Origin of the sequence: Asticcacaulis sp., from assembly GCF_027484505.1 — a bacterium.
Classification (GTDB): domain Bacteria; phylum Pseudomonadota; class Alphaproteobacteria; order Caulobacterales; family Caulobacteraceae; genus Asticcacaulis.
In genome coordinates, this window is sequence record NZ_JAIXSV010000199.1 from 1 (window position 1) to 22,400 (window position 22,400).

Annotated in this window: 12 protein-coding genes and 2 pseudogenes; 5 read left to right on the forward strand and 9 right to left on the reverse strand. The window is 60.2% G+C overall.

All coding sequences use genetic code 11. From position 1 onward, the window contains the following. Positions 1-289, reverse strand: a pseudogene (locus tag Q0072_RS12140) (beta-galactosidase); the annotation flags it as partial. Positions 290-482: 193 nt separating this feature from the next. Between Q0072_RS12140 and galA the strand changes: the two are divergent. Next, positions 483-3,356, forward strand: coding sequence for a beta-galactosidase GalA (gene galA / locus Q0072_RS12145; RefSeq protein WP_298330417.1), 2,874 nt, complete (start codon positions 483-485; stop codon positions 3,354-3,356). 62 nt (positions 3,357-3,418) lie between these two features. Beyond that, positions 3,419-4,744 (forward strand): alpha-L-fucosidase, encoded by a 1,326-nt coding sequence (locus Q0072_RS12150; RefSeq protein ID WP_298330420.1) that lies wholly within the window; start codon positions 3,419-3,421, stop codon positions 4,742-4,744. Between the two features lie 163 nt (positions 4,745-4,907). On the opposite strand, the gene Q0072_RS12155 is transcribed toward Q0072_RS12150, so the two are convergent. From Q0072_RS12155 to Q0072_RS12175, 5 genes are all read right to left on the reverse strand, one after another. After that, the gene (locus Q0072_RS12155; RefSeq protein ID WP_298330423.1) at positions 4,908-6,497 is read right to left on the reverse strand and encodes an alpha-L-fucosidase; all 1,590 of its coding nucleotides are present in this window, start codon (positions 6,495-6,497) and stop codon (positions 4,908-4,910) included. Positions 6,498-6,694: 197 nt separating this feature from the next. Next, positions 6,695-7,978, reverse strand: coding sequence for a glycoside hydrolase family 5 protein (locus Q0072_RS12160; protein ID WP_298330426.1), 1,284 nt, complete (start codon positions 7,976-7,978; stop codon positions 6,695-6,697). Between the two features lie 210 nt (positions 7,979-8,188). Beyond that, positions 8,189-9,712, reverse strand: coding sequence for a tryptophan halogenase family protein (locus Q0072_RS12165; protein ID WP_298330427.1), 1,524 nt, complete (start codon positions 9,710-9,712; stop codon positions 8,189-8,191). A gap of 65 nt (positions 9,713-9,777) precedes the next feature. Then, on the reverse strand, positions 9,778-13,179 hold the full coding sequence (locus tag Q0072_RS12170; RefSeq protein WP_298330430.1) for a TonB-dependent receptor: 3,402 nt from the start codon (positions 13,177-13,179) through the stop codon (positions 9,778-9,780). A 384-nt stretch (positions 13,180-13,563) separates the two neighbouring features. Beyond that, complete coding sequence (locus Q0072_RS12175; RefSeq protein ID WP_298330432.1) at positions 13,564-13,947, reverse strand: hypothetical protein; 384 nt, start codon at positions 13,945-13,947, stop codon at positions 13,564-13,566. Positions 13,948-14,225: 278 nt separating this feature from the next. Here Q0072_RS12175 and Q0072_RS12180 point away from each other — a divergent pair, with 278 nt between their 5' ends. After that, positions 14,226-14,921, forward strand: a complete 696-nt coding sequence (locus Q0072_RS12180; RefSeq protein WP_298330434.1) for an FCD domain-containing protein — start codon at positions 14,226-14,228, stop codon at positions 14,919-14,921. Between the two features lie 57 nt (positions 14,922-14,978). Here the strand turns inward: Q0072_RS12180 and Q0072_RS12185 are convergent, their stop codons facing one another. The 3 genes from Q0072_RS12185 to Q0072_RS12195 are packed head-to-tail and all read right to left on the reverse strand — an operon-like array spanning position 14,979 to position 20,206. After that, positions 14,979-16,556 carry a beta-xylosidase gene (locus tag Q0072_RS12185; RefSeq protein WP_298330435.1) on the reverse strand — a complete coding sequence of 526 codons (1,578 nt, stop codon included), beginning with the start codon at positions 16,554-16,556 and terminating at the stop codon, positions 14,979-14,981. A gap of 20 nt (positions 16,557-16,576) precedes the next feature. After that, the gene (locus Q0072_RS12190; protein ID WP_298330437.1) at positions 16,577-18,112 is read right to left on the reverse strand and encodes a carboxylesterase family protein; all 1,536 of its coding nucleotides are present in this window, start codon (positions 18,110-18,112) and stop codon (positions 16,577-16,579) included. Positions 18,113-18,157: 45 nt separating this feature from the next. Then, positions 18,158-20,206, reverse strand: coding sequence for a beta-galactosidase (locus tag Q0072_RS12195; protein WP_298330440.1), 2,049 nt, complete (start codon positions 20,204-20,206; stop codon positions 18,158-18,160). A 289-nt stretch (positions 20,207-20,495) separates the two neighbouring features. Between Q0072_RS12195 and Q0072_RS12200 the strand changes: the two genes are divergently transcribed. Together Q0072_RS12200 and Q0072_RS12205 are read left to right on the forward strand one after the other, a co-directional pair. Next, positions 20,496-21,707 carry a response regulator gene (locus Q0072_RS12200; RefSeq protein WP_298330443.1) on the forward strand — a complete coding sequence of 404 codons (1,212 nt, stop codon included), beginning with the start codon at positions 20,496-20,498 and terminating at the stop codon, positions 21,705-21,707. Then, positions 21,697-22,400 (forward strand): annotated as a pseudogene (locus Q0072_RS12205) (sensor histidine kinase); the annotation flags it as partial. The gene Q0072_RS12200 and the pseudogene Q0072_RS12205, both read left to right, overlap by 11 nt.

The following is a 22,400-nucleotide window of genomic DNA, read 5'->3' on the forward strand; positions in this document are numbered from 1 at the left end:
CGACCGCCCAGTCGTGCGGCAGATCGACCTTGCGCCAGCTGACATCGCTGAAGTCCGGATTGGCCGGGCCGTCGCCATAACCCGCCTTGGCGAAGAAAAAAGGCCGCAGACCATGGCCAAAGTCACGCTGCGCCTCATCGGCATGGCCGTAGGCAAAACGCCAGCCCTTATCAATATTGAGACGCTCACGCGGAGACTGGGCCACAGCGGGCACGACCAGCCCGCATATCAGCAGTAGCGCTGCCAGCAACCCCCTGAAAAGGCTGCCTGTGTGTGTCTGTTTGCGCATGTCATCCCCTGCCCGTGTTCTGTGTTTGCTGCGTTATTATATTATAATAAGCTTCGCTTCAATACGCCGCTGGCGTCCCATGCAGACAAGAAGGGGCCGCGCAAAGCCTCCACCGGTCATTTCTGTAGAATCCTCTGATCACGACTGGACAAGCGTTCTCAAAATAATATTATTGTCGGACAATAAAAGGGAGATGCGCGTGCTGGACAGACGTGACCTGTTGAAATCCGTGAGCCTGCTGGGGGCTGTGTCCTATGGGGTTCCCGCCAGTGCAAAGGCTACGGATCGCGCCGCCCCTTCCCCGGCTCCGGAGGCGGCCAGCGGGCCGTCACCGCGCGAAGTGCTCTCGCTGAACAAGGGCTGGCGCTTTTTCGAAGGCGACATTCCCTTCCCCAAGATACTGGGGCACGGCTGGTCCTACGCCAATGCCAAGGCCGGATCGGCCTGGGGCGCGGCGGCGGCGGCCTACGACGATACGGAGTGGACGAATGTCACTCTACCCCACGACTTTGCCAGCTTTCAGGTGCCGGACGAACGCGAAAATCTGGCGCAGGGGTATCGCAAACGCGGCATAGGCTGGTATCGCAACCTGCTGAAATTCGAGGAGAGCGACCGCGGCAAGCATATCGAGCTGCAACTTGATGGCATCTCGACCCACGCCACCCTCTGGCTCAATGGCACGCTGATCAACCGCAACTGGTCGGGTTATAATTCCATCTATGTCGATATCACGCCCTATCTGTCCTACGGCGCGGCACTCAATTCACTGGTGGTGCGCGTCGATGCCGACGCCATGCAGGGCTGGTGGTACGAAGGGGCGGGCATTTACCGCAACACCTGGATCGTCAAGCGTCATCCGCTGCATATTGAGACCGATGGCGTCTTTGCCCACCCTGTAAAGACCGGCGATCAGTGGCAGATTCCCGTCGAAGTGACGCTGAACAACACCACCGACCGGCCGCAATCGGCGGAAATCGTCTCGTCGCTGGTCGATGCGGCGGGCCGGGTTGTCGGCACCTGTCGCCTGACGGCGCAAATCCCGGCAATGCAGACCGGTGTCGCGACCGGTCGCATGAATGTGCAGAACCCGACCCTGTGGGATATCGACTCCCCTTACCTGTATCAGGTACGCACCCAACTCATCCAGCAAGGGCGTATCCTTGACGAGGTGGTGACCCCCGCCGGCTTCCGCACCCAGAGCTTTGATCCGGACAAGGGCTTCTTCCTTAATGACCGGCCGGTCAAGCTGAAAGGCGTGTGCATCCATCAGGACCATGCCGGGGTTGGTGTCGCCGTACCCGTCGGGCTTCTGGAATATCGTCTGCACCGCCTCAAAGAGCTGGGCTGCAACGCCATCCGCTGCTCGCACAATGCGCAGGACAAGGCCTTTTATGCCCTGTGCGATCGCATGGGCTTTCTGGTGATGGACGAAAACCGCGTCTTCAACCCCTCACCCATCCATATGGCCGAGCTGGAGTGGCTGGTGCGCCGCGATCGCAACCACCCCTCGGTCATCCTGTGGTCCGTCTTCAACGAAGAACCGATGCAGGGCACGGAACAGGGCTATCAGATGGTCCGGCGCATGGTGGCCAAGGTCAAGTCGCTCGACACCACCCGCCCGGTGACGGCGGCCATGAATGACGGCCTGTTTACGCCCGTCAATGTGTCTCAGGCCGTCGATGTGGTCGGTTTCAACTATCAGTATCAGAATTACGACGCCTTCCATAAGGCGCACCCGACCCTGCCCCTCACCTCGTCGGAAGACTGCTCCGCCTTTATGACGCGCGGCGAATACAAGACCATAAAAGACAAGCACATCATCGCCTCTTATGACGATGACGCCGCCGACTGGGGCACCACGCAGCGCGTCGGCTGGAAGGCCATTGCCGAGCGGCCTTTTGTGGCGGGCACCTTCGTGTGGACCGGCTTCGATTATCACGGCGAACCAACGCCGCATCAGTGGCCTTCCAACTCGTCCTTCTTCGGCATTATGGACCTGTGCGGCTTCGCCAAGACCGCCTTCTGGATGCGGCGGGCCATGTGGCGCAGCGAGCCGGTGCTGCATCTGGCCCCGCACTGGAACTGGGCCGGACAGGAGGGGCAGGACATCCTGGTCATGGCCCTGCACAATATGGACGAGGTGGAACTGTTCCTGAATGGCCGCTCGCTGGGGCGTCAGACGGGGGACCGTTACGAGATGAACCGCTGGAGCGTCGCCTATGCGCCCGGAAAGCTGAGCGCCGTCGGCTATCGCGGCGGCAAGGTGGTCAAGCGCTTTGAGGTCGAAACGACCGGCGCGCCGGTGCAACTGAAACTAACGCCCTTCCGTCCACTGATGAAGGGGGATGGCATAGATGCCCAGCCCTTCACGGTCGAAGCGCTGGACGCGAAGGGCCGGCACATGCCGACGGCCCAGCACAGCGTGCGCTTTACGGTCGAAGGCGGTGACATTATTGGGCTCGGCAACGGCAATCCCAACGACATCAGCCGCGAAAAAGGCGACACGCGCGCCCTGTTCAATGGGTTAGCGCAGGTGATCGTCCAGACGCGCGAAGGCCAGTCCGGCCCACTCGTCCTGAAGGCTATGGCCGAGGGTCTGAAGCCCGCGACGCTCAGTATCGACGTTCAGGCGGCACAGCCCTGGCCCTATCAGGCCGTTTCCGAAAGCGTGCAGATCACCGAAAACTGGCGGCGCGCCCCCGAACAGGCGGGCCCGCCTGATCCCCATCTGCGCCCCAAGGATAATGACATGAATTCGTGGGGCTGGTTCCGCGCGGGCGTGCCTTTCCCCGCGCCCGACCGCGACATGGAGGTCCTGTGCGCCGTCGAGGTCGAACCCTATGCCAGAGTGCGCAAGAGCGGCGGCGTCATCGAATGTCTGGGCCTGCTGGGGCCGGCGACCCTCTATATCGATGGGCAGAAGGTGGCTGAAAAGACCAGCGACGACAGCGCCCCCCTGAGTGCCCCCTTCCCCAGGGGCGCCGGGAAGCACTGGGTCAGTCTGATTTTCCGCGCCCGTCGCGGTCAGCCCTTCGGCTTTACCGATGTGGTGCGTGTCCGCGCCTGAAGCCCGCCGTTCGCCACCGGTGTGGCCGGAGCGCTGCCATAATAAAACACAAGGAGGCACCCATGAGGATGGGCAGACGACATTTTTTGATGGCCGGGGCCTGCGCGCTGGCGGCACCAGCGGCGACTTTTGCCGCACCCCAGACAGACGAGCAGAAGTCAGCGGCCAAGCTGTCCAATGCCGATCCGGCGCTGGCCCCTGAGCTTTTGCTGCCGGAAAAGGACCTTGCGTGGTGGCGTGACGCCAAGTTCGGCATCTTTGTGCATTGGGGGCTCTACGCCATTCCCGGTCGCGGCGAATGGCACATGTTCAATGACAAGGTGCCACCGGGCGAGTACCGCAAGCTGGCCGAGCAATTCGATCCGCAGGCCTATGATCCGGACCAGTGGGCCGCTTTGGCCAAACAGGCCGGAGCCCGCTACATGGTGATGACGGCCCGCCACCACGACGGCTTCGCCCTGTGGGACAGCCCGTCCAGCTTCCAGCATTTTGACGCCCTGCACGCCAAGGCGCACCGCGACCTGATCCGGCCCTATGTAAACGCCGTGCGGCGCGCCGGGCTGAAGGTCGGGCTCTATTATTCGCCGCTCGACTGGCGCTTCCCCGGCTATTTCCACCCGCGCGAACTGCCGGAAAACGCCCGGCTGCTGAAAATGCAGACCTATGATCAGGTCGGTGAACTGATGAAAAACTACGGCAAGATCGACGTCCTGTGGTGGGATGGCGGCTGGCTGGCGCACAAGGGGACCGATGCCGACGCGGCGTGGTTCTGGGAGCCGGCCAAGCTCAATGGCAGGGTGCGCAAATACCAGCCCAAAATTCTGATCAATCCGCGTTCGGGCTGGATCGGCGATTTCGACACCGAAGAAGGCCACGGCACCATCTCAGGGCCGATCCGGGCGCGTCCGTGGGAAAAGACCTTCGCCCTCGGCTCGGCCTGGGGCTACACGCCGGACAATTACGCCATGTCGTGGCAAAAGGTGATCCCGTTTATCGTCAACGCCGCCGTGCGCAACGGTAATGCCCTGATCAATGTCGGACCAGACCCGCAAGGGCGTATCCCGCCCGCTCAGGCCGAAACGCTCAAGGGCATAGGCCAATGGATGGGCAAATACGGCTATACGATTCAGGACACCCGCCCCGGACCGCTTCAGCCGCGCGATGGCGTTTTCGGCACGACCTTCCGTAAAAACAAGGTGTTTGTGCACATCTTCTCCTGGCCGGAAGACCGCCTGACCCTGAGCGATTTCCCCAAAACCGTGCAGACGGCGGTTACTGTGACGGGCGGCAAGGTCGTCTGGTCTCAAACTGACGGCACGCTGACGCTTCAGGTGGCCGCAGAGTCGCGCGGTGACCCGCTCACGGTCATCGAACTGACCTGTGCTTAGAGCATTCGTCGGCTCAGTTGAGCCGCCGAATGCTCTAAGTTTTTGTTTAGTCGCGCAATTTTTCCGAAAAGTGGTTTCCACTTTATCGGATTGCACTCTGGATCAAAAAAAGCGGCATCCGGACCATCCGGACGCCGCTTTTTTCGTGCTATCGACCTGCGCTCTAGCCGCGGAAGGTAATTTCAAACGCGCTGGCCATGGGCGAGGCCCCCTGAGGCACCTCGATCACCAGTGCCCCCGCCTCCTGACGGAAGGCGCAGGGTTTGGCCACTCCCAGGAGACGCACCTGCTTCACCGCCCGCCCCTGTTTCACGTTTTTGCCCAGCGCCTGAATGGCGAGGCGACCTTCGGGCTTACCCAGCGAAATCGCATACAGGGTCTTGCCGCGCGTCGTGAAGCGAATGTCCTGCGCCGAATAGGCCGTCCCCTCCTGAAACGCCCCTTCGGCGGCCTCGGTCGGGCCTTCGCCGAACTGCGTCCACGGCCGGGTGCCATGAATGGCCTCGCCATTGACCTGCATCCATGCGCTCAGATCGGCCAGCAGGGTTTGCGATTCCGGCGGCAAGCTGCCGTCGGGATACTGCACCACATTCATCAGCAGATTGCCGTTCTTGCTGACGATGTCGCACAGCATGTGGATCACCTCGGTGCTGGTCTTGTACTTGAACCCGTCCGAATAGAACCAGTCGCCGTTCGACGTGCAGGTCTGCCACGGATAGGGATTGATGCCTTTCAGCACGCCGCGTTCGACGTCCTGCACGAAGGCCTCTCTGTAGAACTCGCCGGAGCCGAAATCTTTGCCATTATAGACGGCTTCGTTGCGTCCGGCGCGCGCCACGCTCTTGTTGTACATGTGCGCGACCAGACTGCGCCCGACCACACCGAAGGGCAGACCGCCGTCTGAATAGAGGAGGTCCGGTTCATAGCTGTCGATCAGGTCCTGAATACGGTTGTACCAGATCTGATGGAAGGCCGGGTCCTTGGTGTACCAGGTGTCCGCCGTGCCGCGATAAGGCTCGTTATGGGCCGGATGATAGAGGTCGGCATATTGCGGGTCGGCCCCGTCATAGGCGACGCCGTTTTCCGGCCAGGTCTGATTATACAGATGGCTGGGGTGGAACCAGTTGTGGCTGGCCCCCAGATGCTCGGAGACGCCGAACCGCAGGCCGCGCTTGCGCGCCGCCGCCGCCCACGCGCCGACAATATCGCGTTTGGGGCCCATGGCGACCGCGTTCCATTTGTGGTGCTTCGACTTCCAAAGGTCGAAATTGTCGTGGTGGACGCCCATGCTGACGAAGTATTTGGCCCCGGCCGCCGCATAAAGATCCATCAACCCTTCGGGATCAAACTTTTCGGCCTTCCACAGGGGGATGATGTCCTTATAGCCAAACTTGGACGGCTGGCCGTAGGTCTTGACGTGGTGCGTATTGTGAAAGTGGCCGGGGATATAGAGGTTACGCGCGTACCAGTCCCCGACGCGCGGCACGGCCTGCGGGCCCCAGTGCGACCAGATACCGAATTTGGCATCGCGGAACCAGTCGGGCGTCTGATAGGTCTTCAGCGACTCCGGCGTCGGTTGAAACGGCCCTTTGGCGACCGGCAGATCGTAACGGACCGGTGGTCTGGGCTGACAGGCATCGCTCTCAGGGGCTGCCATGGCCTTGGGGGCCACAAAACCGGCCCCGGCAACCGCACCCAACGCCCCCATCAGTGGTACACCGCCCAGCAGGCTGCGCTTGGTTAGCTTCACCATGATCTTTTCCTTTATGGCCCTGATTGGTGTTTATTAAACCTCATGTAAAGAGACTCTTATACGCACAGTCAGAGCATTCGTCGGCTCAATTGAGTCGGCGAATGCTCTCATTTTTTTGTAACGCCTCATGAATTCGAACAACCGATAGACTGTTCTGTGCGTTGCAGGCCCTGTGCCTGAGCGGATGGCTTCCGCTCTTATTTCTTTCCGGCTCCGATGAGCAGGGCGTCCAGCATCGCCTGATCCTTGACCGCAAGCGTGGTGCGATCGATGAGGGCTCCGGTGTCCCAGAAGAAGGGCACGGCGCCATTGGCCCGCGCCTGCTGGGTGACATAACGGTTCCAGAAATCCACCGAGGCATTGTGCTTGGGCATGTCGAGCGGCTGGGTTTTACGCCACGCACCATACTCGCCGACGATGACGGGGATGCCCTTGTCGATGAAGTTGGTTTTCATCGCCAGCATCTGCTGATCGACATAGGGCTCCTCGCTGTGGGTCGCGTTGCGGTCCGGCTCGATCGTCGAATGGTTGTCGCGACCCCAGTAGTAGAACATTTTGCCCCAGGACGCGTCCTTGTCGATGATCATGAACTGCGACGGCGCGTAGTAGTGGACTTCGAACATCAGACGCTTCGTCGCGGTATCGGTGGGCATGCCCGGCCACATCGAAACGGCAAGCTCGGTATTGGTTTGCGGCGCCTGCACGACGAGGGTGCGGTAGGCGTTTCGGCCGCCGGTCGCGCGCACAGCGTCGATAAAGGTCTGATGGTAGCTGAGCAGGATTTTTGTATTCGCTTCCGTACCGGCGTCCGGCTCGTTAGCGCTGGCGAAAATCAGGCGCTCGTCGAAGTCGCGCAGATGGGTGGCGATCTGCTCCCAGAACGCTTTCTGCCTGGCGTTGACCGCATCCTTGCTGGCCTCATCTATGTGCTTCTCAAGCCATCCCCCATCCCAGTGGATGTTCAGCACCACATAGAGGTCGGCGTTGATGCAATACTGTACAACCGTCTTGACGCGATCCAGCCAGGTACTGGAAATCTTCGCCGTTGCCTTATCCGCATACTGGTCCCAGGCGCACGGCAGTCGAATGGCGTCAAATCCCAAAGCCTTATACTTGTTGACAAGCGCCTGGGTGATGAGCGGATTACCCCAGGCGGTCTCCCCGCCTATGGCTTCCATCGTATTGCCGATATTGATGGCCAGCTTGATTTTGGCGGCAATCTCGGCCGCCGTGCTGCTCATCCCGGCCGCATTCGCCGACAGCGGATTTGTATTGTAGTTGGGATACAAACCGCTCGCTGATGAGGACGATGAGGCGGATGAGGAAGACGACGAGGAGGTGCCGCCTGCGGAGGCCGTCGATACGCCACCGCCTCCACCTCCACCGCAGGCCACGACCGATAAGGGCACCACGCAGGCGGTGGCCATGATCAGATGGCGACGGTTCAGGACCTTTGGCGTCTTGCCGGTTTGTTTTGTCATAGGGTACTTCCTCATTTTGTTCAGGCCGTTTACGGCTCTCTTTGTGACTGTTTCAGATTTCAGGGGTTACAGCCGACACAGGGGACGGCTTTGCGGAGGGGTCGTCAAGACATCTGTTCTTGAAAGGGCGTCACCCCATCCCTTCGGCCTCGCTACATTCGACGCCGATAAATTGAATGATTATATGATAATAAAACCCTTTGCGTACTGTCAAGCTATCCCTAACTTTGCCTGAGGCCGCTCAGAAGCCGCCTTGCAGTACCGGTCGATGAACTCCTGATGCGACATGACCGCCTGCGCTGAGCGCCTGATCTCTTCGCGGCGCAAATCCATACCTTTTTTAATCTGTTCCAACGGGTAGAGGTCCGCCGCTACGGCATGGCGCGCGGGCACGGCCCCATTGCCCAGCAGGATGGCGAGCCAGCTCGGTTCCATATAGGACTCCAGATCACCCAGCGGGATTTGTCCGCTGGCGTTCCATACCTCCAGCTTGTGGCGCAGGCTGTCGGGTATCTCGATGTCGCGGCACGCCGCCCACAACGGTTCTGGCCGGCGTGAGAGGTAATAGTGCGCAATGATGAAGTCGCGTATACGCTCGATCTCGCGGGTGGAGATCCGATTGTACTCGTCGCGCAAAACGGGGTTGATCGTCCTTTCGGGGAAGAACTGAAGCAACTTCAGGACGCCCATGACGATCAGCTGTAGCCCGGTGGACTCCAGCGGTTCGAGAAAGCTGGAGGCGAAACCGATCCCTATACAGTTGCGGTTCCAGAAGGCCTTGCGATGCCCGGAAGTAAAGCGGAACATTCTGGGTTCAGCCAGTGGTTCGCCCTCAATGGCACCAAGCAGAGCGTCGCGCGCTGCGTCGTCGCTCCAGAGGTCCGAATTATAGACCATGCCATGGCCGCTGCGGTGTTGCAGGGGAATCGTCCAGCGCCAGCCCCCGGCGTGGGCGGTGGACCGCGTAAACGGCATGGGCGCGCCGGTCCGCGTCGCCGGGACCGCCATGGCGCTGTTGCACAGCAGCCAGTGTGACCAGTCAACAAACGGCGTGTTCAGCGCCTTTCCCAGTAATTCGGACGCGAAACCGGTGCAATCCAGAAACAGGTCGCCGGGGACCTTACGACCATCGGCAAGATGGATGCCGGTGATATGGCCAGACGCACTGTCCAGATCGACGTGCGTCATCCGGCCTTCGATACGCTGTACCCCCTGCCCGGTCGCCACCTCGCGCAGATAGCGGGCGTACAGGGCGGCATCGAAATGATAGGCATAGTGATAGCGCGCATTCTGCGGATCGCCCGGTGCAAAACGATTGTTTTTGGCAACGGCGTAGGCGAACGAATAGTCATCGATCGGATGCGTATCGCCGGCCTGCCGCAGTCTCAGCCAGTAGTGATGGGTCGATACCCCCTCCACCTGATGACCATAGTCGCTGAAGGCGTGGAAATGCCGGTTCCCCACGACATCCCAGTCGCAAAACTCAATACCCAGCTTGAACGTGCCCTGGGTGCGGCGAATAAAGTCATTTTCGTCAATGCCGAGTAAGGCGTTGCAGTGCGCCAGTACCGGCACCGTCGCCTCCCCGACGCCAATAATGCCGATCTCCTCGGATTCCACCACGGTGATGCGCGTTCGACGGCGATCCGTCTTGCGCGCCAGCAACCCCGCCGCGATCCACCCCGCCGCGCCGCCGCCCAGTATAACGATGTCCTGTTGCTGTACGCTGTTCATAGAGCATTTCCGAATGTGGAAGAAGAAGGGCACTTCGCCATGAAGCGCCCTTCCCCTTCAGGTCGTTAGAAGCGCGCCCGCACGGTGACTTCGTAACGCTGATCGCTAACGTTGTAATCGTAAGGCTCGAACACGCCAGGCACAGGCTCCTGAAGTGTTTTCGACTTTGTATTGAGAAGGTTGTTCGCGTTGAAGGACACGGAAATCTTCTCGTTCAGCCTGTAGTCAAAGCCCAGGTCCAGGTAACCGGCCGCCGCCATATAGGCCGGAACCATGTTGTACACCGGATAGGAATGGGCACTGTCAAAGTTGCTTGGGCTGGTATTTAGGATGTAAGGGTTGCCGCCGCTTGTCGCGTAGGACAGCGGATTGACATTGGTAGACAGCAAGGCCTTGTCCCGCCAGTTGTAGGCCAGACGGACATTGACCTTGTCGCGGCTGTACAGCAGCTGGATATTATAGGCCCACTTCGACAACCCGGCATAGGGAAGGTCGGGGTAGGTCTGCGGCACGGTGCCATCCGGGTTGAGGCCCGGCAGAGCGCCATTGGCCGGCGGCGGGGTTAGCACGCTATTGGCCTGCTGGGCCGGATTTTTGCTGTCGATATAGGTCAGGTTGGCATCAATACCAAACCCACGCATCCAGCCGGGAAGCTGATCGAAGAATTTACGGCCACCGATTTCAAAGCCCTTGATCTCGGCCTTCTGGTCAGAGGTCTTGTTCTGCAGATAGAGCCACGGCAGATCGAGCGTTGCCGGCGTCCCCGGGTCCGGGTCCCCGGCCTTGACCGGCGGAGTCTGACCATTGGCATACGCCTTCGCCGGGATGGGCAGATTGTTGGCGATGAACGAATGGAACACCGGGTGATCCTCGATCTGCTTGGCGAACAGATCAACGTAGAAGAAGCTCGACGACGACGGATAGAATTCGAACGTCACATCCTGACTGTTGATCATGGTCGGCTTCAGATCAGCACCGCCACCATTGACGGAAACCCCGGTGAGAATCGCGGGGGCCTGCGGATTGGTGGCAGGCCGCGATCGGGCACCAACCGACCCGCCAGCGCGGATGTCATTGAGATTCGGTGGTGCCGACGCCCTCGACGCTGCCGCGCGAATGATGAAGGTGTCGCTGACGTCGAACTTGATGTTGAACGACGGCAAAACACGATGGTAGCTGTAATTGCGTTGTTGCAGGCTATACCCTTGAACAAACGCATAGAGCGTCGGGAACACCGGGTTGGCGTTGGGATTGGCGGTCTTCACCTGCTGCGCGTTGAAATAATCCGTGCTGTCCTTTTCGGTGAGCGCGAGGTTCGTCGCATTGGGCGTGGACAGAAGGCCGCTCGCCGTCAGGGTTTCGGTGAACGAACGCACCCCGATATTGCCCGAAAACGCCGGAATGAACCCGAAACCGTCGTGGGCGAACTTGGCCTGGATATAGATGGCCTTGTTGACGATGCGGCTGTCGGTCTTGTTCAGCCCCTGATCGATATAGCGCGTCCAGTACTGATCCGCCGTACCGTTGGCGATTTGCCCGTTATAGGTCTTGAGCAGATGGTACCAGTCATAACTTTGCATCAGGGACTGGCTGGGGACCAGAAGCTGCGCCGGAACCGCCGCGTCGCCGCCGAAGAAATTCGGGAAGGTGGCGACCTCGTAATCCGACGCGCGGACGTTCGGGTTGGTCAGATACAGAATATTCCCTGCGCCATAGGACGGATCGCCGGGATGCGCCCCCCACGGATTCGACAGCCACGACTGGCTGAGCGGTGCCCAATAGGTTCCCACATTGTCGTCGTTTTCGGTACGCTTGGCGATACGTGCGCCAAAGGTAACCGTGCGCAGGAAGCCCTCATCGCTGGGCCGGTATTCCACATCGAAGTGGGCAGCCGTCATCTCGCCCTTGTTATCGGGTTTATGATAGCCGAAATTGCTGAGATATGCCTTGCTCTTGTCAAGCAGGCCAGTGGTGGAAAGACCCGTCAGAAGCGGCAGAGACCCTGTCAGGTCAACGTCCATCGAGTTCACCAGCGGGCTCGTCTGGGCGAGGCCCACAAACATGTTTTCCCCGGTCATACGCGAACGCACATACTGCGCGCCGCCACGCACCGTCAACTGTTCGCCAGCCGTCCACAGGAAGCTTTGCGAGATATCGAGGGTAGAGCTTTTGCTGTGCGAGGCCGACGCCCCGCCGCTCGGGTTAAACGTGCCCGCAGGCCCGCACTGCACCAGGCGTCTGCCGTCCCATCCCGCCGGGGGATTTGAGGGATCAACCCCGGCACTGGCTGACCAGTCCCACTGGAGCGATGAGGCTGGGCCCCCAAAGGTGGCGCCGCAATCAAGCTGATACCAGCTGGGCAACCAGCCAATGGTCTTGCTCTGATTCTGGAATTCCACCGCATTACCAGTGGACCCGACCGTCAGACTGCCCCTTCGGAAAGCGCCATCGGCATCAAATTCAACCGGGCGGCCCACCTTTGGCATAACGGCGGACGTTGCCGAAGGGCTCGACCCTACCGATCCGGTATTACCGCGTCCTGCGTCGATATATTGCGAGAAGAAGACGGTGTTGGTCAGCGTCAGGTTTTCCGTCGGTCGCCACTGGATGGCCTGATAGGCACCGTAACGGTCACGCTGGCTGAGATTGTTGCTCCAGGTGAACGAGCTGGGAACAAAAGCCATATGGTCGTCACGCGTGGAGTTCGGCGAATACTCACCGAACATGGCGCCGACCTGAAGGTTGCTGCTCTGCTGGTGCAGGCGGCTGTAGGCGACATCCCACAGTACGCCAATTTCACCGATATTGGTGTCGAAGCGCCTGGAGACCATGGCGGAGACGCGCGGCGAAGCCTTTTTCACCTGGCTGCCGTAGCTGCCGCCCACCGTGAGGTTAAGCTGGGGGGCCTTGAAATCGAAGGGCAGATGGGTGCGCAGGTTGATCAACGACGCACCGCCTTCGATCAGGTCTGCGCGCGACGCCTTATAGACATCGACACCGGCCATCAGTTCAGGCGTCACTTCGTTCCAGCTGATGGCGCTGGCACCATTGGCGCTGAACAGCTGCTGGCCGTTGAGCATGCTTGAATTGAAGGGCAGACCGCGCACGGTGACGCCCGTCCCTTCAATCTGGAACGCCGAGCTGCCGCCGTTGGTCGAAGTGAAGCGCGAGATCGACACGCCCGAAATGCGTTGCAGCACTTCGGTGATCGAATTGTCGGGCAGCTTGCCTGCTTCGTCGGCAACGATCGAATCGACGATCGTGTCGGCCTTCCTCTTGATTTCAATGGCCGACTGAAGCGCCTTGCGACGCGCAGTGACAACGATGACGGCATCGCCATCGGCTTTGGCGGCCTCGGCTTCCTTGGCCTCGGTGGCGTTTTGCGCACAGACCGGCATCGCCATTGACAAGGCGATCGCCGAGGTTCCGGCAACGAGCGCTAAAAAGCGCGATTTTATTGGCAACATACATGCCTCCCCTGTGAGCCGTCCTCTATCCGGCGGCGTTCTTGTTTGACTGGATGACCGCGACAGACTCGTCTGCGGGCACGGGCTCATATCACACTATTATATTATTGTACGACAAGAATGTTTTTGAGCGTTGTGCAATTGTTTTCATATTTGATGCAAAAACATCACATAATTGTCCGATGAAATGAGAATTTCGGCTATAAACAAAGGAAATTGCAATTTATCGATAAAAAATCAGCCCGAACCTCTTGTGCATCATTTTGTATGAGTATATTACTTATTCGCCAACTGGTTTGGCACCGCACTGAGCATCAAGCCTTCTCCCCGTTGGATGAGGCCACTCCCCCTCGCTGAACTGTCTCCCTGTTCAGCGAGGGCTTTTTACAAGCGCTCGCAGTGATCGCGGCAGATCAGTCGGGAACGGAGCTGAGACAGACTGCGTATCTGCACCTCCAGCAGCCCGGATAAAGCCCCGGGGGCGTCACTGGCCGCCTGACCACTCAGAGCTTCGGCGTAAAAATGCAGGGTTCGCTGTTGACCCGGTGCCACAGGGCACCCTTCCCAGCCGATCAGCCTTTCGCACACACCGCCGTCGGCTTGTCTCAGCCGGGCGTAGATCTGGACATATTCGGTGATATGCCACGGGGTGGGGTTATCGACCTGAAACGACAGGAAAACCTGCCCTTCGTTCACACAGAGACGCGGCGGTCCATAACGCAAGGACTCGCAGTGGGCGTCTGTGATCAGCAAGGCGTCGTCGTACATTCCCGTTCCCCTGAACATCGGCGGCGTTTGCGCAACCGTTTTTCAGAAGTATAACGCGCCGCCGGCCCTCAGCTAATAGGCTGAATATGCGTGATTATTTCCGCAATGACACATGCGACGCGATCGAAACTGTTCGAGGTGTCCGAATACGGACACATAGCGACTCCCGAAGGCTCATCCACACGGTCACGTTTGCAAATGCGCCATAGTGCTTTGAAGTGCACATTGAATGCGTTAGACGTAGAGAGACGATGAATACCGCACGATCTGAGGGCGCAATGACTGACCTTATGGAGACGGGGGCCAAGATGGCCGTCCATGTTCACCGCCTGCTGGGTGAAGCCATTGTCGCCGGTGAATTCGACGGTTCGGGCCTGCCCAACGAAGCCGAACTGAGTGTGCGCTACGGGGCCAGCCGCACGGTGATCCGCGAAGCCATTCGTATGCTGATGGGCAAGGGCCTGATCAGTATCCGCCAGCGCGCCGACCGTATTCAGCCGCTGGCCGCCTGGAACCTTCTCGATCCGGAAATCAGCTTCTGGCTGCGTCGCCGGCCCTTCTCTCTGGAGATTTTCCGGGAATTTATCCAGATGCGTCTGGCGGTCGAACCCGTAGCCGCCGGTCTGACGGCGGCGCGAAGCGATGCGGCGGTGGTAAAATCGCTTCAGAACATCTTTGCGGCGCTCGAAGCGGCCCCCGCTCAGTCGGAAGCGCGCCTAACGGCGGCGATCCAGTTTCACCAGACAATCGTGCTGGAATCCGGCAATGCGTTTTTCACGCGCCTGCTGGCCCTGATCAGCACCGCGCTGTACATGGAATATACCCACGCTCAGCCCAGCCCGCTCACCCTCTCCTTCCAGCAGCAGATCATGACCTGCATTGCGAATGGCGATGCGGCCGGGGCCGAGGGCATGATGCGGGAATTGCTGCGCGCGACGCTGCGGCAGGTCGAAGCGGCTCCCATCGAAGCCTGACGCCCCCCGCAAAATTCCTGTGAGCCGGCCGATAGACCGGCCCACAGGGTGACCCCATCAGGACGCGGGCTGCACCTTTACCAGCACCACATCATTGCTAGACATGGGGACGCTGATCGACACCGTGCCGTTTGACCCAACCGTCACCTTGCGGTCGGTTTCGGGGGCATCGGTGGTGAGGGCCTGCATCTTTTCGATCTGTGCCGGCGTCAGTGTGTCCGGTGCCCCCAGCTCTATATAGGCGGAGTAGGCATCGTTCTTCTTATAGCCCGAGCGCTGCACCGTCAGGCGATAAGGGCCGGGTTTCAGGCCCGTCAGTTGCAGGCTGACCGGGGCCGATCTGGCATTGGGGACCAGCTTCGAGAAGAAGGTCTTGTTGCTTGAGCCCTTCTGATCCGGCAACTGGAAGTCCCAGATAACCGCCGAAGCCCCCTTGCCGTCATAGGCCGCCCACACCTGATCGTCAGATGCCGGGATTTCATTGCCCTTCAGCGTGTTAAGATACTTATAGGTGAACCACGAGGCCTTGCGGATACCTTCGCGGTTCATCAGGCCAAAACCGCCGTGGAAGGGCGCGTTGGGGGGGCCGGGTTCCTCGAACAGGTCCGAATAGACCCAGTAGCTCATGCCCTGCGCCACACCCTTGGTGCCCTTCAGCTTGCTGAGAATATAGGGGGCGGCGACGTAGGAATCGTGGCTGAGGTCGCGCGGATTATAGCTGGTGCTCCATTCGGTGAAGATCAGCGGCAAGCCGGGCAGGTGCGAGGCCTCGATCTCGGCGCGCACCTTTCTGACGTCGGCGATGATGGCGTCCGGCTTCTTCGACAACTGAAGGTCCATCTTACCCTCTTCGTCGAGATAGCCGTAATCGACGCCATAGGTGTGGGTGGTGGCGAAATCGACGGGCGTATTCGTCGCCCTGGCATAGGCCAGAAGCTCCGGCACCCAAGCCGCCCCGGCGGTGGACGGGCCGCCGACGCGCAATTGCGGGTCGATGGCTTTCAGCGTGCGGGCTGTGACACCATAAAGGGCGAAATACTGCTCCTGATCGGCATACTGGAAGAAACCATCGAGATTAGGTTCGTTCCACACCTCGAAATACCAGCTACGCACCTCTTCAATACCGTAGCGGTCGATCAGGTGCTTTGTGAAATCATGCACCAGCTGCTTCCACAGGTCGAGGCGCGGGGGTGAGGTATTGCCCTTCCAGTAGAAGATGGTCTGATCCGAGGTCTTCAGCGCCGACGGCGTAAAGCCCAGCTCGACGAAGGGCTTGATCTTCATCTTCAGCAGACGGTCGTAGAGATAGTCGATCTTCGTCCAGTCATAGACCAGCTTGTTATCAACCCTCTTCACCGTGCCCAGTTCGTCGTGGAAGATGTCGTGGAAGCGGATATAGCGGAACCCCAGTTCCTTAGCCGCGATTTCCAGTTGCGCCAGATTGGCCTCGCGGATCGTCGTGCCCGGATAATCGGCCCCCACCGAGAGGTCATAAAAGCGGTCAACCGGCTGCGTGGCCTTTGTGACGTCGAGCGTGACCTGACGCGCGGCGGGCGCGGCCAATACGGCAGAGGGCACCAGAACGGTACCTGCGATCAGGGCAGCGAGGGTCCTGCGGGAAGCTTTAACGGGCATGGAGTCTCCTGTGTGAAACGTTATTTTTGGGGTTCGGAAGGGGGTGAGAACAGCGAGAAATCCGGCAGGGTCTGCGCCTCTTTCGCACCCTTTTCGGTGGCAATGATGTGCACACGGGCAGAACGGCCATCAAAAGCCGGCCAATCCTTTCCGGGATCACCGTCTCTGGCGAAACGCACCCATGTGTCAGCAAGTCGGGTCGCCAGTTGCCGGTCCTGCGGCGTCCAGTCGCGTTTTTCGGCATCCAGATTATCAAAGACGAACAGGATTTCCGCGCCATGACCGACACCGCACCCATAATAGCAGGGCTTGGGTTGCGCTGGCATGTGGGCAAAATAGTAGAGGTACGGCCTGGCCTTACCCTCTCTGGCCTGAAGCCCGGCCCAGTACCATATGCGCCAGCCCCACCAGTCATTGCTCAGCCGGTTGATCGAGGCTTTGGCTTCGGCGTCCGTAGCACCGGGATAGGCGGCCAGAAGTTCCGGTGAAGGCGCATGCCCCAGAAGCCTTGTCACCAAAGCCTGATAATTGGCCGCGGTAAAAGTCTGGGTGAACAGCAGTTCCGGCGCCAGATCCTTGCCTTCGTCAGCGGTCCAGCCCGCCATCAAGGGCACATCGTTGTGACGCTTCTGGGTATAGGTCGTCGTCAGGTCTTCACGCAAAACATAGCCATCAACGCTGGGGAGCGTGTAATAGGCTACCTTGTGCAAGTCTTCGACGCTCAGGTGGCGAAGATCAGAGATATGGGTGGACCCGACCGCCTTGGCGTAGGTCAGCGCCCGATCTTCGGCCGATTGTCGCGAAAAATAGGCGTTCTCACTGGCATTGAGCGGCACGCCGAAATTGCCGCTTTGGGAGATGGCGCGCTGAAACAGGCCTTTGGCGACCGGTGATGCCATCAGTTGTGCGACGGATTCACCGCCGGCCGAATTGCCAAAAATGGTAACGCGCTGCGGATCGCCGCCGAAGGCCGCGATATTGTCGCGCACCCATTGCAAGGCGGCGATCTGATCCTCGATGCCCTGATTGCCCGAGGCCTTGTGCGGCGACTCGGCCGAAAGCTCAGGATGGGCAAAAAAGCCGAGGACGCCCAGACGGTAGTTTAGGGTGACAATGACCGCCCCGTGCCGCGCCAGATTGCGCCCGTCATAGGACGGCTGGGCGGCGCTCCCGCCGTAATAGCCGCCCCCATGTATCCACACCATGACCGGCAGGTTACGGGCGTTTTTGGGTGCCCAGATGTTCAGATACAGGCAATCTTCGCTTTTGGGATTAGGCAGCCATGTCGCGGTTTGGGCACAGGCTGGTGAAAAGGCATCCGCCGCTCTCACCCCTTGCCAGGGTATCACCGGTTGTGGCGAGCGCCAGCGCAGATCACCGACCGGCGGCGCGGCAAAGGGAATACCCAGCCACTTATGAACGTCCTGCTCATCCACACCGGCAATCTGGCCCCCGGTCACCGTCACGGGTGGCAAAGGCGGTGCCGCAAACGCAGGCCCGCCCGTGAACAGGCTGAGACAGGCGGCGAAAAGCGCGAGTTCCACAAAGCGTTTCATACCTGAATGTCCCCACGTCGAGGCAGCCCATCCACGCAACGGGGCCTATTGCACAATATCAACGCCGTCGGCCTCCAGATGTAGAGTCCCCGACCACGTTTTTCCGGACAGTAACCCCGTTTTCGTGCCTTCAATACGGATATCTTTCGGACCGTAGGAGGCGTTCACATACAGGGTGCGCCCGTTCACCACCCGCGCATAGACGCCCTCAGGGGTCGCGGGCCCCGGCGTAATCCCCAGCCTGCCATAGAGGCTGCGGTATATGGGTTGCAGCACCGACGGCTGAGCGGGCGTTGCGACATAGATGGCCTGCCCCTTTCCGTAGCTATTGATCGTAGCCACCGGAGGCGTTCCCTCGACATTGGAAAAACGGCCCAGAACCGTGGCGGTGGTCGGTTCCAGCACCTCATAGAAGTGAATGGTGGTATTGACCGACGCTGCCCCGATCTGCCCGCTCAAAGCGGCGTCCCTGCGGTAAAATTCGCGTGTCTTCACCCCGAAGACGTCTGACAGATAGCCCGGTAAAGGCGTATTAAACCATTGGTTTGTCTCGTTCACCTTGGCGGACATCGCGGTCATCACCACCGTGCCGCCGTCCCTCACATACTGGCGGATATTGTCCGCCGACGCCTTGTCCATCAGGTAGAGGCCCGGCACCACGACCATCTTGTAGCGGCTGAGGTCCTCCTTGCCGACATTGATCACAGCGACGTCGATATTGTCGTTATAGACGGGCGAAAAGGCATTGTGCGCCTGAACCATATAGGGCGTGGTCAGGTACTGGGCGACGGTATTCGACCAGCTTTTGGGGCTTGCAGCGGTCTTGGCCTCGAACGAATAGGCGATGGCGACCTGTGGCTTCAGTTCGCGGGGGAAGCCCAGTTTTTCAAGCGTTTTGAACTCTTTGGCCATGGAGGCCCATTCGTCCAGCTTCCACGACGGGGTGTCGTCGTGATCAATCAGGCCAAAAAGCGCCTGCTCCTCGCCGCCCAGATGCGTATTGAACGTCCAGGCCAGCATGCCCTGCGCCCCGTTCAGCAGGCCGAAATAGCCCCACATGCGCGACCGGCCTTTGGTGCCGTAATAGCCACCGCCGCCCGCCTGAAATTCGGAAAACCAGCTCGGTGTCGGCAAGGCGCCGCGCATCATCAGGGTTTCGAAGGCGCCACTGATGGCATCGCCGTTATAATAGCCGTGCGACCCGTGCGAGACATACTGCTTATAGGTAGACAGATAGTCGAACCCCTTGCGGTCGCTGCTGTCCCACAGGTTGGAAATGACCGGCTTGTCCGGCGCGTTTTTACGCCGGGCGTTTTCAAGGATCATCAGGACATTGATCGTCGCTTCTGACCAGTAGCGGCGCAGATCCAGATAGCGCTCAAAGGGACCGGGCCCATCCCCATAAGGGATTTCCACCTGGTCCCACGCGGTCAGGGTGCGTGACCAGCGCTGCGTCGCCCAGGCCTTGTTCAGAGTCTCCAGAGAGCCGTACTTTTTTTGCAGCCACGCCACAAAACGGGTCTTGTCGGCCTCGGAATAAGACATAAAGCCATTGCCGATTTCGTTATTGTAGCCGAAGGCAATGACCGCCGGATGGTGGCCATAGCGTCTGGTCATGGCCTCGGCCAATGCGGCGACCAGCCTCAGATAATCAGGGTCGCTGGTATCATCCATATAGCGTTCGGCGGCATAGAGGCGTGTGCCGTTCTGTGTGACAAGGTCCACGCCCGGATAGGCCTTGTGCAGCCACATGGGGGCCGGCTGGCCCGGAATGTCCACAATCACCTTGATACCGTTGCGATGCATCTCCTCCAGCACCGCATCAAAGGCCTCAAAAGTGAAGACACCCTCGGCCGGCTGGAAGTAATCCCACGACAGATCGCCCATACGCACCACGGTGAAACCGGCGGCCTTCATGCGCGCAATATCCTGATGAATCTGCGCGGGCGTGCGATCCACTGGCTGATAATTGGCGCCGACATAGAGATGCGCGTCGGGTACGCGCAACTGCCCTGCCGGAGCCTGCGCGAAAGAGGCGCTGGTCACCACCGATAACAGGGCGCACGCCCCCACCAAGGTCGCTTTGAGCTTCATCCACCGTCTCCCCTGTTCCGTTGTCCTTTGCGGCGTCCTTGACGCGCACGACCGGATTTTTATATTATTGTCAGACCAAAATCGAGAGAGCACTATGGGACTCTGTCGTATGTTCGCTGCGCGTTTTTTGACATCTGCGCGTTTCGGGCGTCGTCGTGCCGAATCGTCAGTGTTCGCCTGCGTAGTTTACCAGACGCTTCAACTATATATAACCGCTCGTATTGGTTGACTTTTTTCGATGACGCTTACAAAGTGTCCGCTCAATTGACCGCCTTGTCCGAAAGCGTACATGTCTGAACCCTCCCCCACCCTTCTGTTTGTTGACGACGACCCGGATGTGCGCAAAACGGCAGAGCTTCTGTTCCGCCGGGCCGGATACACCTATCTGGAGGCCGCGTCGCCCGTCACCGCCCTCAGCCTGCTGGCCACCACGCCGGTCGATCTGGTGCTGCTCGATCTGAACTTTTCCAAATCGCAGACCTCCGGACAGGAGGGGCTTGACGGTCTGGCGGATATGCTGCGCCACGATCCGAGCCTCAGCGTCATTGTGGTCACCGGGCACAGCGGGCTTCAGATCGCCGTTCAGGCCTTGCGCGCCGGGGCCCGCGACTTCGTGATGAAGCCGTGGAACAATGAGCGCCTGCTGGCGACCGTGGAGGCGACCCTTGCGTCCCGGCGCACCGACACGCTGGCCCCCACCCGCCCCCCGGCCCTGATCGGTTTGTCGGAACCCATGCGCCGCCTCATGGCGGCCATGGACCGCTGCGCCGCCCTGACCATCCCCGTGCTGTTTAGCGGCGAGACCGGGACGGGCAAGTCGCTGGCGGCGACCGTCCTGCACCATCAGTCGCGCCGCTCAAGCCTCAGTGTGGTGGAATGCGCCACCCTGTCCCCCGAAGACCTTGACGATACGCCCAACCGCACGCTGATCCTCGAAAACATCGACCGCCTGCCGGACAAGATCGTTCCCGCCCTGCTGAGCTATCTGCATCGCGCGCCACGTTCCAACAGCCGCGTCATCTCCACCAGCGCCAGACCCCGCGCCGAAATCGGGCTGGACCGCGGACTGATGTACGCCCTCAGCACCATGGATATCGCCCTCGTCCCCCTGCGTGAACGGGTCGAAGACATCGTGCCTCTGGCCGAGCATTTTATTCTGGCCACCTGCCAGTTGCACGGTTTTCACCCGCGCACCCTGTCGCCAGAAGCCCGCGCCAGTCTTCAGGCCGAAGCGTGGACCGATAATGTCCACGCGCTGAAACACGTGATTGAACGCGCCATCATCCTGTCGGACCATCCGGCCCTGACGCCCGCCGACCTGCACCTGCACGATCGCCCCGGCGCGGCCGCCGACGCCCCCAGAGGCAATCTGGCGCAATCCGAAAAAAGTCTGATCGAAGAGGCCCTTAACCGGCATAACTTCAATGTGTCTGCCGCAGCGGCTGAACTGGGGCTGACCCGGCCTTCGCTTTATCGAAGGATGGCCAAACATGGTCTCTGAGCCCCGTCTGAGGCAGGGACTGGCCCTTCTGGCCCTGGCCCTGAGCGCCGCCTTTGTAGGTGACGCCGTGAACCGGGCACTATGGGCCAATGCTGCGCTGGGGGCACTCGTCTGTCTGATCCTGTTTGCCTATCTGATGAGCGGAGACCGAGCGGCCGCGACGCTCCCGCCCGCCTCTGCGCCGGCGGGCCATAGCGATCCCGTGCACGTCTTTCTGGATCAGATTCCCCTGCCCCTGATCAGTCTGGCCCCCGGCGGGATGCCGCAGGCCGTCAACCGGGCGGCGCGCGCCCTGTTTGAAACCGACGACGCCATTGTGCGCGGTCGCGAGTCCCTGCTGTCGGCCCTGACACCCCCGAACGAGCCCCGGCTGGATCTCTTCGGGCGACGCTACGCCCTCACCCTCAACGAGGTACAGACGGAGGACGGTGCCTTCCGGCTGGCCACACTGACGGATGTGCAGTCGGAAATCTATCGCGTCGAAGCCGCCACCTTGCGCGATACGCTTCAGGTGCTGGGCCATGAAATCATGAACTCCCTGACGCCCATCTCGTCGCTGGCCGACATCGCGCGGGACTATCTCAGCCCGATGTCAGGCGAAGCCGCCGACCACGCGCGCGACGCCCTCACCACCCTGTCGCGCCGTTCGGCCAGCCTGACCCGCTTTATCGACGCCTATCGCGCGCTGGCGCG

Excerpts from the sequence above, each read along its gene's own strand:
- galA (WP_298330417.1), top strand. The coding sequence starts at position 483 with ATGCGCGTGCTGGACAGACGTGACCTGTTGAAATCCGTGAGCCTGCTG.
- Q0072_RS12150 (WP_298330420.1), top strand. The coding sequence starts at position 3,419 with ATGAGGATGGGCAGACGACATTTTTTGATGGCCGGGGCCTGCGCGCTG.
- Q0072_RS12155 (WP_298330423.1), bottom strand. The coding sequence starts at position 6,497 with ATGGTGAAGCTAACCAAGCGCAGCCTGCTGGGCGGTGTACCACTGATG.
- Q0072_RS12160 (WP_298330426.1), bottom strand. The coding sequence starts at position 7,978 with ATGACAAAACAAACCGGCAAGACGCCAAAGGTCCTGAACCGTCGCCAT.
- Q0072_RS12165 (WP_298330427.1), bottom strand. The coding sequence starts at position 9,712 with ATGAACAGCGTACAGCAACAGGACATCGTTATACTGGGCGGCGGCGCG.
- Q0072_RS12170 (WP_298330430.1), bottom strand. The coding sequence starts at position 13,179 with ATGTTGCCAATAAAATCGCGCTTTTTAGCGCTCGTTGCCGGAACCTCG.
- Q0072_RS12175 (WP_298330432.1), bottom strand. The coding sequence starts at position 13,947 with ATGTACGACGACGCCTTGCTGATCACAGACGCCCACTGCGAGTCCTTG.
- Q0072_RS12180 (WP_298330434.1), top strand. The coding sequence starts at position 14,226 with ATGACTGACCTTATGGAGACGGGGGCCAAGATGGCCGTCCATGTTCAC.
- Q0072_RS12185 (WP_298330435.1), bottom strand. The coding sequence starts at position 16,556 with ATGCCCGTTAAAGCTTCCCGCAGGACCCTCGCTGCCCTGATCGCAGGT.
- Q0072_RS12190 (WP_298330437.1), bottom strand. The coding sequence starts at position 18,112 with ATGAAACGCTTTGTGGAACTCGCGCTTTTCGCCGCCTGTCTCAGCCTG.
- Q0072_RS12195 (WP_298330440.1), bottom strand. The coding sequence starts at position 20,206 with ATGAAGCTCAAAGCGACCTTGGTGGGGGCGTGCGCCCTGTTATCGGTG.
- Q0072_RS12200 (WP_298330443.1), top strand. The coding sequence starts at position 20,496 with ATGTCTGAACCCTCCCCCACCCTTCTGTTTGTTGACGACGACCCGGAT.